Origin of the sequence: Streptomyces sp. CA-135486, from assembly GCF_050936555.1 — a bacterium.
Classification (GTDB): domain Bacteria; phylum Actinomycetota; class Actinomycetes; order Streptomycetales; family Streptomycetaceae; genus Streptomyces.
Window position 1 is genome coordinate 3,455,432 of record NZ_JBNJMM010000002.1, and the last position, 15,205, is coordinate 3,470,636.

The 15,205-nt window shown below is 70.5% G+C and carries 8 protein-coding genes; 2 read left to right on the plus strand and 6 right to left on the minus strand.

All coding sequences use genetic code 11. The features are described from left to right. Window positions 1–162 precede the first annotated feature (162 nt). Window positions 163–4,131: a type VII secretion protein EccCa gene (gene eccCa, locus ACQEVG_RS35240; protein WP_432991530.1), complete on the plus strand. Its 3,969-nt coding sequence runs from the start codon at window positions 163–165 to the stop codon at window positions 4,129–4,131. Window positions 4,132–4,145: 14 nt separating this feature from the next. Here eccCa and ACQEVG_RS35245 read toward each other — a convergent pair whose 3' ends face one another. Next, window positions 4,146–5,366, minus strand: a complete 1,221-nt coding sequence (locus tag ACQEVG_RS35245; protein ID WP_432991532.1) for a S8 family serine peptidase — start codon at window positions 5,364–5,366, stop codon at window positions 4,146–4,148. Between the two features lie 43 nt (window positions 5,367–5,409). On the opposite strand from ACQEVG_RS35245, the gene ACQEVG_RS35250 reads away from it, so the two are divergent. Next, on the plus strand, window positions 5,410–8,724 hold the full coding sequence (locus tag ACQEVG_RS35250; RefSeq protein ID WP_432991534.1) for a right-handed parallel beta-helix repeat-containing protein: 3,315 nt from the start codon (window positions 5,410–5,412) through the stop codon (window positions 8,722–8,724). An 8-nt stretch (window positions 8,725–8,732) separates the two neighbouring features. On the opposite strand, the gene ACQEVG_RS35255 is transcribed toward ACQEVG_RS35250, so the two are convergent. The 5 genes from ACQEVG_RS35255 to ACQEVG_RS35275 all read right to left on the minus strand — a co-directional run bounded on the left by ACQEVG_RS35255 (window position 8,733) and on the right by ACQEVG_RS35275 (window position 15,113). Further along, a complete protein-coding gene (locus tag ACQEVG_RS35255) occupies window positions 8,733–9,494 on the minus strand; it encodes a DeoR/GlpR family DNA-binding transcription regulator (RefSeq protein WP_432993123.1) in 762 nt (253 codons plus the stop codon). Between the two features lie 146 nt (window positions 9,495–9,640). Beyond that, window positions 9,641–11,707 (minus strand): SpoIIE family protein phosphatase, encoded by a 2,067-nt coding sequence (locus ACQEVG_RS35260; RefSeq protein ID WP_432991536.1) that lies wholly within the window; start codon window positions 11,705–11,707, stop codon window positions 9,641–9,643. A gap of 417 nt (window positions 11,708–12,124) precedes the next feature. Beyond that, a complete protein-coding gene (locus tag ACQEVG_RS35265; protein ID WP_432991538.1) occupies window positions 12,125–12,598 on the minus strand; it encodes an ATP-binding protein in 474 nt (157 codons plus the stop codon). After that, a complete protein-coding gene (locus ACQEVG_RS35270; RefSeq protein ID WP_432991540.1) occupies window positions 12,595–12,789 on the minus strand; it encodes a DUF5999 family protein in 195 nt (64 codons plus the stop codon). The genes ACQEVG_RS35265 and ACQEVG_RS35270 overlap by 4 nt, the downstream gene beginning before the upstream one ends. Window positions 12,790–12,983: 194 nt before the next feature. Further along, entirely contained in the window at window positions 12,984–15,113 is a 2,130-nt protein-coding gene (locus ACQEVG_RS35275; protein WP_432991542.1) for an ATP-binding protein, read from the minus strand. Window positions 15,114–15,205: the final 92 nt, after the last annotated feature.

Below are 15,205 nucleotides of genomic sequence, written 5' to 3' on the forward strand. Positions count from 1 at the left end.
CCCGCTTCCCCGGCCGGGAGAACCGACGGTTCGGCCGCACGGCCTCCTGCCGTGCTTCCTGACGCGTGCCTGCTCGCCGTATGAGTGATCCCGCCCACATTCGCTGTGCCGTGCGGGCCGATATGAGCATTCAGGTGTCAACGCGCCGAAGGAGAACGTTCGTTGAGTGTCGTGCTGTTCCGCAGGCCGGCCCGCCGTCCCGGTCCGGACATGCCCGAGGGGGAACTGAGCCTTCAGGAGCCGCCCACGCTTCCGGAGATGCTGCCCGACAGTTCCGCCGTGTGGCAGTACCTGCCCATGGCGATGATGTCCGCCTCGATGATGCTCATGTTCATGAGGCCCGGATCCCGCGGCGGATTCATGTATCTGGCGCTCGGCCTCATGGTCGTCGCGTCAGCGGCGATGGTCGTCGGCCAGTTCATGCGCCGCAGCGGTGAACGCAAGCAGCGGCTCAAGGCCGAGCGGCGCGACTATCTGCGCTATCTGACCCAGATCCGGCGCAAGGTCCGGGCGAGCGTGCGGGATCAGCAGCGCGCCCTGGCCTGGCGGCATCCGGAGCCCGCGGCGCTGTGGTCTCTCGTGGGCACCACTCGCCTCTGGGAACGACGGCCGGTCGACCCCGACTTCGGCGAGATCCGGGTGGCTGTCGGCGACCAGAAGCTCGGCCTGCGGCTGACCCCGCTGTCCACCAAACCGGTCGAGGACCTGGAGCCGCTGAGCGCCCATGCGCTGCGCAGCTTCATCCGCGCCTACTCCGTGGTCCCCGACCAGCCGATCGCCGTCTATCTGCGGGCCTGGGCGCGGGTCCTGTTCCGCGGTGACGAGGAGCGGATACGGGCCACGGTGCGTGCGATGCTCGCCCAACTGGCCACCCTGCACTCCCCGGAGGAGCTGTGGATCGCGGTCTGCGCGGCCGATGAGCGGCGGGCCGAGTACGAGTGGGTGAAGTGGCTGCCGCACAGCCTGCATCCGCAGGAGAACGACGGGGCGGGCGCCGCGCGCCGCATCGTCTCGTCGTTCAACGAGCTGGAGGACCTGCTGGGAGCCGAGTTCTCGGAGCGGCCGCCCTTCGACCCCGACGCCGTACCGGGCCGGGAAGAGCCCTTCACCGTGATTGTGCTGGACGGAGTCGCGGCCCCCGGCGGTCACCGGCTCGACGGCCCCGGACTGCGCAATGCCGTCGTGCTCGACCTCGGCTCCTCGCTGACCTGGCGGCCCGGCCGGGCGACGCTGCGGCTGGAGCTCTCCGACGGCCTGCTGCGCCTGATCCGTACCGACCGTGAGCGCAAGGAACAGACCACCGCACTCGGGCGGCCCGACCAGCTCGGCACCGTCGGTGCCGCCTCGCTGGCGAAACAGCTGGCGCCGTACCGGATGGGACTCGGCACGGACACGGCCGAGCCGCTCAGCACCAACGTCGAACTCACCACCCTGTTGGGCATCCCCGATCTCCACCGGCACGACCCGCCCGCGCTGTGGCAACGGCGCACCGGAGCCGACCGGCTGCGGGTGCCGATCGCGGTGGCCGCCGACGGGGTGCCGGTGGAACTGGACATCAAGGAATCGGCCCAGGGCGGCACGGGACCGCACGGCATGCTCATCGGCGCCACCGGCTCCGGCAAGAGCGAGCTGCTGCGCACCCTGGTCCTCGCGCTGGCCCTGACCAACTCCTCCGAGACACTGAACTTCGTCCTGGTCGACTTCAAGGGCGGCGCGACCTTCCTCGGCCTGGACGAACTGCCGCACACCTCGGCGGTGATCACCAACCTCGCGGACGAGGTGGCCCTCGTCTCCCGTATGCAGGACGCCCTGCACGGTGAGTTGATGCGCCGTCAGGAGCTGCTGCGCAGCGCCGGAAACTACACATCGGCCCTGGAGTACGAGAAGGCAAGGGCGGCCGGCACTCCGCTCGACCCGCTGCCCAGCCTGTTCGTCGTGGTCGACGAGTTCAGCGAACTTCTCTCCGCCCACCGGGAGTTCATGGAGCTGTTCGTCATGATCGGGCGACTGGGACGCAGCCTCGGAGTCCATCTGCTGCTGGCCTCACAGCGGCTGGACGAGGGCCGAATGCACCAGCTGGAGAGCCATCTGTCCTACCGGGTGGGACTGCGTACCTTCTCCGCGATGGAGAGCCGCGGCGTACTCGGTGTGCCCGATGCCTATGAGCTTCCGCCCCAGCCCGGCAGCGGCTTCCTGAAGACGGGAGTCGAAGCACTCACCCGCTTCCGGGCGGCCTATGTCTCCGGTCCGTACCGCAGGCGCGGTGGGGCGATCAACCAGGCGCGGGTGGCCAGCCAGGTGGTGCCGTGGACGGCCGGCTGGGTGGTGCCGAGGAATGTGCCCGACCCGGGGGCGACCACGCCCCCGCCGGTCGCGCCCGACGAGGAGGAGGGCGACTCGCTGCTGTCCGTGGCGGTGGAGCGGCTGCGGGACGCGGGACCGCCAGCTCATCAGGTGTGGCTGCCGCCGCTGGATCTGCCCGCGACGCTGGACGAGTTGCTGCCGCCGCTCGCTCCGCACCCCGTATACGGTCTGACCGCCGCCGACTGGCCCCGGCGCGGCACGCTGCGCGTCCCGGTCGGCATCGTGGACCGGCCGTTCGACCAGCTACGCGACGAACTGGTCGTGGACCTGTCCGGATCCGGCGGCCATGTCGCCATCGCGGGCGGTCCGCAGAGCGGCAAGAGCACGCTCGTACGCACCCTGATCACCTCGCTCACCCTCACCCACACACCCCGCGAAGTGCAGTTCTACTGCCTGGACTTCGGCGGCGGCACCCTGGCTGGCCTGGCCGGACTGCCGCATATGAGCGGTGTCGCCGCCCGCCTGGACGAGGAACGGGTGGGCCGGGTCATCGCCGAGGTCACCGCGCTGCTGGCGCAACGGGAGCGGCTCTTCCTGGACGAGGGCATCGACTCGATGGGCACCTTCCGCCGCCGCCGCGCCGCCGGGGAGTTCCCGCAGGAGGCACACGGGGACGTGTTCCTGGTCATCGACGGCTGGTCGACCGTACGCCAGGACTTCGACCGGCACATCCAGACCTTCAACGCACTTGCCGCGCGGGGTCTGAACTACGGCATCCATCTCATCGTCACCACCGCGCGGTGGGTGGAACTGTCCTCCGCCGTCCGCGATCAGGCGGGGACCCATCTGGAACTGCGCATGGGAGACGCGATGGACTCCGGGATCGATGCCCGCAAGGCGGCGACTGTTCCGCGCACACCGGGCCGCGGACTGACCCGGGAGGGCAAACTCCACTATCTGACGGCGCTGCCGCGCATCGACGGAAAGCCGGACTCGGACGACCTCTCCGAAGGTATCGCTGCCATGGTCGCCGCCGTACGGGACCAGTGGTCCGCCCCGCCCGCACCTCCCGTCCGCATGCTGCCGACCATGCTCCCGGCCGCTGAACTCCCCGCGCCCGAAGGGAAACTCCGCGTACCGCTGGGACTGGAAGAAGACCGGCTGTCCACGGTCTGGCACGACTTCACCGAGAACCCGCACATGATCGTCGTCGGCGACTCCGAGAGCGGAAAGACCAACCTCCTGCGGCTGGTGGCGGCCGCGATCATGCGCACGTACACGCCCGCCGAGGCCCGCATCATGGTGGTGGACTACCGGCGTGAGCTGGTGGAGGCCGTTCCGGACGAGTACCGGCTCGGGCACGCGGTCTCCATCGACGCACTCAAGGACCTGGTCGACGGCGCGGCGCGGGCCGTAAAGACCCGGCTGCCGGGACCGGACATCGCGCCGTCCCGCATGCGAGCGTGCGACTGGTGGACGGGCCCCCGGCTGTTCATCCTCGTCGACGACTACGACATGGTCGGCGGCAACCCGATGAACCAGCCGTTCGGCCCGCTCCTCGACCATCTCGCACTCGGCTACGAAGTGGGCCTGCACCTCGTCGTCGCACGCTCGGCGGCCGGTGCGGGCCGGGGACTCAACGAGTCGATGATGCGGCGCCTCCAGGAGGTCAACACGCCCGGATTGCTGCTGTCCTGCCCGCCGGCCGAAGGGTACGTGTTCGGCAATGTGAAGGGCCGCATTCTGCCGCCGGGGCGTGGCACCCGTATCGCGCGCCGCAAGAGCGTGCAGATCCAGACGGCGCTCGCCGGACCGGAGGAGTCATGACCGGAGGCGCCGGCTCAATGGCCCGCGGCACGCCAGCCGCGGGCCCGGCCACGGGGAATCACCGCCACCGCGCCGAGCACCAGCAGCCCGAGCACGCCTGCCGCTCCCGCGATCACCAGCGCCTTGGTGCGCGGGCCCCTGGGGGAGTGGGGAGTCATGTGGGCCTCGGCCGCCCGTGGAGCCTTCGCGGGCCTGCCGTCCAGAACCGCGGTCAAGGAGGCGTAGGGATCCAGACGGGGAGTGTCGGCCGGGTAGGCGGCGGCGACCAGCCGGCGGGCGACCTCGGCGGCGGACAGCTGCGGATACCGGGCGCGCACCAGGGCGGCCACGCCGGCGGCATGCGCGGCGGCCAGCGAAGACCCGGAACCGATGAAGTGGCCGCTGCCCTTCGGCCCGCCACCGACCACCGCATCGCCGGGCGCGGACAGATCCGGTGCGAAGGCACCGGGCGCGTTCGCCGGACGGCTGCCGTCGAGGCCGTGGTCGACGACCGAGAGGACCTGCGGTACGAAGGCGGGGAAGTACGGCCGTGCCGTGGTGTCGGGGCGGTGCGTCACGGCGTCCACGGGGGCGGTGTCCGGCGCCGCCGGCGCGACGACCAGCACATCCCGCTCGGTGGCGTGTGCGACGGCCGCGGTCAGTTCCGCCCTCCCGTCGAGCAGCGCCTGACCCACGTAGACCACGCGGGCGCCCCCGTCCACCGCCGACCGGATACCGGCTGCGACGGTCGCTCCTGTGCTCCGCCCGCGCAGGTCCGTGCCGCGCACGGCGAGCACCCGTGCCTGCGGGGCAACACCGGTCACCCCGCTCCCGGGCGTGGGTGCTGCGGCGATCAGACCTGCCGCGAAACTCCCGTGGCCCACACAGTCCTGCCCGGCGTCGCCCGCCGCCTCGACCCGGCCGGCCAGGGCGGGCAACTCCGTTCCGACGCCGGTGTCCACCACCGCCACCGGCACGCCGGCTCCCCGGGACAGCTGCCAGGACCGCGACAGACCCAGGGCCCGGCGGGTCCAGGGCTCGGCCTCGGCGGTGACCGGCGAGGGTCCGGTGCAGTCCTCGTCCGGGCCTATCCGGCCGCGCATAGCGGGCAGTTCCACGGGCTTGTCGTCCGCGGCCCGGGCAACAGGCAGAGCTGCCCGGGCGGTTACGGCCTCGGCGGGTGGCACCAGAGTCAGGGTCGGTACGGCGGCGGCAGCCGCGAGAAGCAGAACACGCGGGTAACGGTCGTGTCGCATGCGGCACATGATGCCACCCGTCGGCAATCAAGGAGGAACAGGCGTGTCACGGCAGGTACTTGTGGTCTCCCAGGAACAGCCGGACAGCTTCCGGACCATCAGTGAGGCGCTGGCTGCGGCACGCACCGGAGCCGTGATCCGCGTCCGGCCCGGCCGCTACGCCGAGAACCTCACCGTCAAGACCCGGGTGACCGTCGTTGTCGACGGCGAGCCCGGCAGCGTCGAGATCTGTCCACGGCGCGGCTCGGCCGTCGTCCTCGTCGCCGACGCGGTGATGCTCACCGACCTGGTCCTGCGAGGCGGCAGCGAGGACGTGGCGGTCGTCGACGCCGCGCGAGGCCAGCTGGCCATGGACGGCTGCACTGTCGCCGGTTCGGGCTGGACGGCGGTCCTGGCCCGGCAGACCGGCTCACTGGCGATGCGCAACTGCCGTATCAGCAACCCCGAAGGCGCCGGAATCGTGGACACCGCCCCCACCGGCAGTGTCATCGAGGACTGTGTCATCGAGAAGCTTGGCACGTCCGGAGTGGTCTTCAGCGAGCACTCACGCTCGACGGTTCGCAACTGCCGTATCCGTGACGCGCGTGGGAACGGAGTCCTCGCCAACGGCGAGGCCCAGGGCACCGTCGAGGACTGCGAGATCTCCAACACCGACAAGCCCGCCGTCGCGCTGGAGGGCAACAGCAGCACCCAGGTGCGGCGCGTCGCCGTCCACGACGTCGCGGTGGGTGTCTATCTCACCAGCGCCTCCCGGCCGGTACTGGAAGATGTCACCGTCTCCACCACCACCGGTCCCGGGATTGCCCTCTCCGCGGGTGCGGACCCGCTGCTCCGCCGCTGCCGCACGACCCGCACCAAGGGCAACGGGCTGTTCGTCACCGACCGTTCCCGGGGCACCTTCGAGGACTGCGAGTTCACCGGATCCACGGCAGCCGCGATCCAGGTGGCCGGCAGCAGCTCTCCCTCCTTCGCCCACACCGTCGTACGGGACTGCGCCGACGCTGCGGGGGCGGTGCTGCTCGCCGAGGAGTCGGCGGCGGAGTTCGACCGCTTGGAGGTGGTCGACGCGGCGGGCACAGCCCTCACGATCCGCTCGGGGGCCAACCCGCTCATCCGGCGTGCCAGGATCGTCGGCCCGGCCGGCACCGGGGTGGACATCGGTGACGACGGACGTGGACGCCTGGAGTCCTGCACCGTGGAGGGCGCCGGAGGAGCAGGCATACGCGTCGCGGACGGCGGCCACACCCACGTCAGTGACTGTGTGCTGCGCTCGGTGTCCGATGTCGCTCTGCTCGTCGGGGCGCAGGGCGTCGCCACCGTGCGCGACTGCGAGATCGAATCCAGCGGGGCTTCCGGTGTCCTGATCGCCGAGGGCGGCGAACTGACCCTGACCCGTGTACGTATCAGTGCGGCAGGCGCCCATGGCGTGCTCGTACCGGCGGGCGCCCGCGCCGATCTGCGGTCCTGTGAGATCACCGGCAGCCTCGGCGACGGCATCAGGACCGACAGCGCCGAGGCGGTCACCGTCACCGGCTGCTCCGTACGCGACAACCGGGGAGCCGGTCTGCGCCAGACACGGTCGGGGGACCGCCTGGAGGTGACCGATCTGACCAGTTCGGGCAACGGCGCCCCGGACGCCTGGGGCGCTGCGGCGGACCTCGCGGGGGCCGGCGGTGACGCGGGCCGCGGCGGCGCGAAGCCCGAACCCCGGGGCCCACTGGACGAGTTGGAGTCGCTCATCGGGCTCGACGCGGTGAAACACCAGGTCCGCACACTCGTCAACCTCAACCAGCTCGCCCAGCGCCGGATCAGGCTGGGCATGCCGGTGCCCACCATGAGCAGGCATCTGATCTTCGCCGGCCCGCCCGGCACCGGAAAGACCACCGTCGCCCGACTGTACGGCGGCATCCTCGCCGAACTGGGCGTACTGCGCTCCGGCCATATCGTCGAGGTCTCCCGCGCCGACCTCGTCGCGCAGTTCATCGGTGGCACGGCGATCAAAACGACGGAGGCCTTCACCGAGGCCCTCGGCGGAGTCCTGTTCATCGACGAGGCGTACACCCTGGTCTCCGACTCCAAGGGTTCCGGCGCCGACTTCGGCCGTGAGGCCATCGACACCCTGGTCAAACTGATGGAGGACCATCGCGACGACGTCGTGGTGGTGGCCGCCGGCTACTCCGCGGAGATGGAAGGCTTCCTGTCGGCCAACCCGGGAATGGCCTCTCGCTTCACCCGGAGCATTGAGTTCGCCAACTATTCGGTCCCGGAACTGGTCACCATCACCGAGAGCCTGTGCGCCGACAACCGATACGAACTCGGCCCCGGAACGTCGGCCGCGCTCGCCGCACACTACGAGGGGATGACCCGCGACGCCACGTTCGGCAACGGCCGTGCGGCCAGGCGGGTCTTCGAGGAGATGGTGGACCGCCAGTCCTTCCGGCTGGCCGCCATGCCCGATCCGGCCGAGAAGGACTTGACGCTGCTGCTGCCCGCGGACGTCGCTGACGAGACCGCAACGGCGGCGCAGCAGGCCGGTGGCCGGGAGGAGATGCTGGCCCAACTGGAGAACATGATCGGACTGGCCGCCGTCAAACGGGAGGTCACCGACCTGGTGAACCTCCTGGCCACGGCCAGACAGCGAGAGGCGGCGGGCCTGCCCGCACCGCGTATCAGCCAGCACCTGGTCTTCGCCGGACCACCCGGCACCGGAAAGACCACAGTGGCGCGTCTCTACGCCCAACTCCTGCATGCCCTGGGTGTGTTGCCCAAGGGGCAGCTGGTGGAGGTGGCCCGGGCCGATTTGGTGGGCCGCTATGTGGGCCACACCGCGCAGCTCACCAGGGAGGTCTTCCAAAGCGCCCTCGGCGGAGTGCTGTTCATCGATGAGGCCTATGCCCTCGTCCCCGAGGGCAACTCCTCGGACTTCGGCCGGGAGGCCGTGGACACGTTGCTGAAACTCATGGAGGACCACCGCGACGAGGTGGTTGTCATCGTCGCCGGCTACAGCGAGGAGATGGGGCGTTTCCTTGATTCCAACCCCGGACTCGCCTCACGTTTCTCGCGCCATGTGGCCTTCGAGAACTACACCACGGACGAACTTGTCACGATCGTGGAACGCCATGCCGTGTCGTCCGGATACGAGTGCCTGCCCGAGACCCTGGAAGCGCTCCGCGGCCGGATCGCCACCCTGCCCAGGGGCCGCTCCTTCGGCAACGCCCGGCTGGCCCGCCAGCTCCTCGAGACGATGATCACTCATCAGGCCCGGCGGCTCGGCACAGTGCGCGCCCCCGGCGTGGACGACCTGCGGATGCTGATGCCGCAGGATCTGCCGCCCCACCCGGTGGGCACCGCAGGCTGAGCGCACGGTCACACCCGCAGGACCTGGGGGCCCAGCAGCGCATAGCGCTGGGCCTCCACGGCGGTGAGCGAGGTGTCGGTGATGATGGCCTCGAACTCCCGTACTTCGGCGAAGCGGCAGAAACTCACCGCGCCGAATTTGGTGTGGATCCCCGAGAAGACCCGCCGCCGGGCGGACGTCATGGCCTGCGCCTTCACATGGCCGACTGCCGGGTCGGGGGTGGTCAGCCCGTACTCACGGGAGATTCCGTTGGCCCCGACGTAGGCAAGATCGATGACCAGGCCGGCCAGCATGTCGGTCACCCAGTGGTCCACAGTGGCGAGCGTGTTGCCCCGCACCCGGCCGCCCAGCAGGAGCACCTGGGTGTTCTTCCGAGGGGCCAGTATGCCCGCGGTGGTGAGCGAGGCGGTGACGATGGTCAGTGGCCGGTCCTGGGGCAGCGCCTCGGCGATCAGCTGTGGGGTGTAGCCCTCGTCGATGAAGACGGTCTCCGCGTCCCCGAGCAACTCGACGGCTGCCGTGGCGATGCGGGCCTTCTGCGGTACGTGCCGGGTGGTGCGGGCGGCGAGGGTCGTCTCGAATCCGGCGCTCTCGACGGGATAGGCCCCGCCGTGCCTGCGCCGGACGAGGCCGCTTTCCTCGAGCATCCGCAGATCGCGCCGGACGGTCTCCAGGGACACCGCCAACTCCGTGGCGAGGGCAGTGACTTCCACAGAACCGTCGCGTCGCGCGACGGTGAGAATTGCCCGCCGACGTTCGTCGCCGTCCAGGGTCTTCTCCTCCTTCGGTCGGAAGGGCCCTGGCCTCCCCGTTGAGCCTGCCAGGGTTCTCCGTAGGATCCTTCGGCATTCACCACCATGTCTGTACCGGGATTGAGTGTGATGAGCAGCACTGCTCTGTCGCTCCCACCCTCGTTCTAACCCGGGGGACGTCGAGTTCTGGCCAGGAGCACCGCCACATCGTCCTGGGCCGTGGAGGGCAGCAATCGGCCGAGGATACGGTCGCAGATCTCCTTCAACGGGTGATCGAGGTGTCGTAGCGCCTGGGCGAGCTGTTGCATGCCGTGGTCGATGTCCCTGTCGCGAGCCTCGACGAGTCCGTCGGTGTAGAGCACCAGCAGACTTCCGGGGGGCAGTGGCACCTGTTCGGTCTGGAAGTCCTGCCCGCCCGCGCCCAGGGGAGTACCGGAGGGGCCGTCCAGGAAAGCGATCGTCCCCCGGGCGTCGGCCACGGCCGGAGGCGGATGACCGGCCCTGGCGATCAGGCAGCCGCCGGCGGCCGGGTCGTGGACCGCGTAGACGCACGTCGCCATCTCGTTCTCGCCCAGGTCGGCCACGACAACATCCAGGGAGCGCAGCATCTGAGCCGGGGGGATGTCGAGCCGCGCCAGCGTGCGCACCGCTGTGCGCAGCTGTCCCATGACGGCCGCCGCATGGATTCCGTGTCCCATGACGTCGCCGATGACCAGCCCGGTCCTGCTGTCAGGCAGGGGGATGACGTCGAACCAGTCGCCGCCGACCTCGTGGTCGCTGGCGGGGAGGTAGCGCCCGGTGAGGTCCAGGTCTCGTACGTCGGGCAGCGCGCTGTTCGTCAGGCTGCGCTGCAGAGTGAGGGCCGCCGCACGCTGGCTGGTGTACATGCGCGCGTTGTCGATGTTCAGCGCCGCGCGGGCGACCAGCTCGTCGATGAGCACGCAGTCCTGCACGTCGAACGGCTCGCGGCCGCGCATACGCGTCACCACCACGGCGCCGAGCACTGTGCCGCGGGCGACCAGCGGGACCAGTCGCGCTGAGCCGACATTGGCACTGAGGTACGCACGCAGCCGCTCGGCGCTCGGATCGCTGACCAGCGCCGGGATGTCGGCCAGATAGAGGTTTATGGGGCGGCCGTCGGCGATGACCTGCTCGTACACCGAGCCGAGCGGGACCTGGAAGGTCATGCCCACCGCCAGGTGCTCGGTGGGGGCGGCCGGATCCGGGAAGGAGACCGCGATACGACGCACCACGCCGTGGGTGGATGCGGCGGCCTCATCGGGGTCGATCACCTCTGCCAGCAGTTGGACGTCGGCCGAGTCGGCCAGCTGGGGCACCAGTAGCTGCACCACCTCTTCGGCGGTCTGCCGCAGGTCCAGGGTGGTCCCTATCCGAGTGCCGGCCTCGGCCAGCAGCGCGAAGCGGTGCCTCGCGCGGACGGCATCGACGTGTGCCTGCTGGCCGGCGGTGATGTCGATGAGGGAAGCGATCAGTCCGAGCCTGTGGCCGGCGTTGTCGAGCAAGGGAGCGTAGGAGCAGGACCAGGTCCGGTCGTGGTCGGGATCGGCTGCGGTGCGACCTGTGCGGCGTACGTCGACCACCGGCTCGCCGCGATCCAGGGACTGCCGCATCACCGTCTCCAGTGCGGCGGCGTTGACATCCGGCGCGACCTCGACCGTGCGTTTGCCGATGTGCTCGGCCGCGGAGACGCCGTTCATCCGCGCCAACGCGTTGTTGACCCGCAGAAAGCGCAGATCGGGGCCGAGCATGGCCAGACCGATGGGGGACTGGGTGAACAGACCTTCCAGGGCCGCCAGCGAATCACGCATCCGCAGAACCGCGGAGGTCTCCACGGCGATGACCAGGACGCCGGTGCCTCCCTGCCGGTCCACAGCCGGGCAGATCCACATCTCCATCGGCACCAGATGCCCGTCGCGATGGCGCACCGGGAGAGTCGCGACAATGGCCTCACCCGCCACGACCTTCCGCGTCAGCTGCTCGGCCGGCTCCCAGTTGGCCTTGGGGACCAGCATCGGGATCCCGTACCGGCCCAGCAGCTCCTCCGGCGCGTAGCCGAGCAGGTCCTGAGCGGCGAGCGACCACTCGGCGATGCGCCCTTCCGCATCGGCCCTCCAGAGCGCGATCGGAAGCAGCTCGCGGAGCACCCCCGCGTACCCGATCGCCGTCAGGAGGTGATCCGGCGCGTCGCTCGTCGACTCGTGTATGTCCAAGGCAATGACCTCACCCCGGGGTGTGGGGGCCCTCTGCCTGCCGACCACTCCCTGGCTTCCGGCCGAGCGCTGCCGACGCATTGCCGATGCGGCGTCTTCGTCACAGCGACTTGGGGCGCAGCGCTTCTTCGGGTGCAATTGCTGACACATCAGCCTAGCCGAGGCGTCGGCAGGGGCGAGCGGAGCCGACGCGGTCACCTCCTGTCAGGAGGCTGTTCCGGTCGGCCACGGTGATCTCAGCGGAGCCGGGCGTGCCCCCGTTCGGTGAACGCGATCGTCAGGGCCATGGTGAGGCCCAGGGGTGGGAGGCTGCGATGGATCTCGTCTCCCCGACCCCTGGGCCCATTTCGATGGCCATCATGCTGTGTGCGTGTTGTGGCGTCGATAGGTCCTCCTTCCGTCGTCGGGCCCAGCCCGCTATGCGGGGCCGGCGCAGACATGAAGCTCGAACCACACCACCTTCCCGGCGCGTGTCCGGTGGCTGCCCCAGCAGCGGGACAGCAGGCTCAGCAGATGCATCCCCCGCCCCGCCTCGTCGTGCTCGCGGGCCTGGCGCCGCAGGGGGCCTGCCGGGTTCGCGTCTTCGATCTCGCAACGCAGCCTGCCGGCCTGGGAGGGCAGGGAGAAGGTGAGCCGGATCGGCCCCCAGGCGTGGCGCAGGGCGTTGGTGACCAGCTCGCTGACGAGCAGCTCCGTGTCGTCGATCTGCTCATGGAGCGCCCACTGAGTCAGCTGGGCGCGGGCGAGTCGCCGGGCTTCACGCACGGATGACGGGTCGGGGGGCAGAAGCCAGGAGCTTGTACGGGCTGGCTCGTCCTGGGTGGCGCCGAGCCCGGCCGACCGCGCCGCCACAGGCGCGGGCGGGGGCGGTGGCGCGGCGAACGGCTTCATACCGTCCTGCCCTCCATGGCCTGAACGACAGACGCGGAACTGCCGTCGGGCAGGAGCTCACCCATGTCCTCGAACACCGTCACACCGTTGCAGAGGAGGCCCCAGCCCTGCTCGGGGTGGTAGGCCACGAGGCGGGCGGCGTCACGGTCGGGCGCGGTCGAGGAGGGGCAGGACGGCTGGTGCTGGCACATTGCTCGGACCTTCGATTCTCCGCCCCGGCGGGGCGGATCTCGTATGACCCGACCATCCTGTGCCGACGGCAGGCGTGCCGGGGAGGGGATAAATCCCCGGATTGATACCTGGTACCACGGGTAGTGGATCCGGCGGGCTTCGGAGGGTGACGGTGGGCTTCGGAGGGTGACGGTTGGCTTCGAGGGTGATGGCGTCATCGCTCGGCGTGCGGTGCCGTCCCCGCATACAGGGCCCAATCGGCCGCCCCGTCGCGACCCATCCTCGCTCCACGCCGGACTGCCGCGGCGTATTTGCGCTCGCCGAGGTCGGTGCGGAGCCGGGATTCGGTCCTCCTGTGACCCGCGGCCAGGTGCCGGAACCCCGACTGCGAGATCCCAGTGGAACGCCACTCCACCTCTGCCGCGCCCAGCAGCCGGGCACCGCGCTCGGCCTCGCCGGCCGAGGCGGCGGTCCAGGCCAGCGCCTCCAGGCACAGGGCGATTCCCCACCCGTCCCCGACCACCCGGCGGGTCTTGAGGGCATCGCGGAGGAGCTCCGCCGCACGCAGTGGCTCGCCCTGGCGCCACAGGTGGAGGCCGAGCGCCCACAGGGCATAGGAGCGGGACCAGGGAGCGTGCGCCTCATTGCACAGGTCCAGGCAGTCCTTCCCGAAATCCGCGGCACGGGGATCGCCGGACATGGCGCAGGCCATGGTGAGCTGATAGAGGGCGGTCATCAGGCCATTGCGATCGCCCACCGCGCGGTGGCCCTCCACGGCCTCCTCCAGCAGACCGATGGCCCTGGGGAAGTCGCCCTCGTACAGCGCGCGTCCGCCCAGGAACTGCTTGGCGTGGATCAGGGTGGGGCCGTCGTGGAGCCGGAGCGCGAGGGCCCGGCACTCCTCCAGCTGCGGCAGCGCGGAAGCCGTGTCGCCCCGGAGCACCGACAGCCAGCCGTCCACCCACAGCGCCTTGCCGCGGGCCACCGTGTCCTGGTGTGCGAGGGCCAGCGCCCTGCCGAGCCAGTGGCGGCCCTCGCCGAGGAAGCCGCTGCACAGCCAGTGGAACCACAGCGACGCCGCGATCTCCAGCCCCGCCTGTGCCTGGCCGGGCTCACTGAGACAGAAATCCAGGGTGGTGCGTAGGTTGGCGTGCTCGCTCTGCAGCCGGGCGAGCCAGGTCTCCTGGCGCGGGCTCAGCCAGTCCGCCTCCGCGCGGTTCACCAGTTGCTGGTACCAGTCCCGGTGGCGGTACCGCAGGACCCGCGTCTCGCCGGCCTCGGCCAGGCGCTCCGCGCCGTACTGCCGGATCGTTTCCAGCAGGCGGTAGCGCACCTCGCTGCCCTGCTCCTCCCGGACCAGGACCGACTTGTCGACCAGCCCGGCCACCAGGTCGAGGATGCGTTCCTCGGGTATGCCGTCACTCGAGCAGACCGCTTCGACCGCCTCCAGCCCGCAACTGCCGGCGAAGACCGACGTGCGCGCCCAGACCCGCTGCTCAGCGGGAGAACACAGACCGAAGCTCCAGTCGATCGACGCGCGCAGGGTCCCGTGCCGGGGCAGGTCCGCGGTGGTGCCGCCCTCGGACAGCTCGAGGTGTTCGTCCAGGCGCCAGAGGATCTCCTCGGGCGTGAGCGCCCTCAGCTGCGCCGCGGCCAGCTCGATGGCGAGCGGAATGCCGTCCAGGCGCCGGCAGAGCTGGACGACCGTCTCCAGGTTCTCGGGGCCGAGGGTGAACTCCGGCGACGCCTCCGCAGCCCGCCGCTCGAACAGCCTGACCGCCGCATAGTGCGTGGCCGCCGTGGGGCGGAGGGCTCTACGGGGTTCCGGCACCGCCAGTGCGGGCACCGGGAGGACGGACTCGCCGTACACCCCCAGAGGCTGGCGGCTGGTGGCCAGCACGCACAGCCGGGGAGCCGCGCGCAGCAGGCGGTCGGTGAGCGCCGCGCAGCTTTCCAGGATGTGCTCGCAGTTGTCGAGCACTATCAGGGAGCGTGCGTCGCTCAGGTGGTCGCAGAGCAGGTCCAACGGGTGGCGGGCCGACTGGTCCCGCAGACCGAGTGCCGTCGCGACGGTCTCCGGGAGCAGTCCTTCGTCCTCCAGCGCGCCGAGTTCGACCAGCCATACGCCGTCCGGGAACGCCCTTCGCACCTCGTCGGCAACTCCTGCTGCCAGCTTGGTCTTGCCCACGCCGCCCACACCGGTCAGCGTCACCAGGCGGGAGTGCCACAGCATCCGTTTCGCCTCGGCCAGTTGCTGCCGGCGGCCGATCAGGGAGGACTCTTCGCCGAAGGCTGTGCCCCGCCGGAGACGGGGACCGGTGCCATTGGCGCCGTGGGCGGACATATCACCATGGTTGCACCCTGCCGCCCCAGGAGCAGGTTTCCACTTCGGCCTTCGCCGGACCGGCACGCCGGAGCCGCGGAGGAATAGGCTGG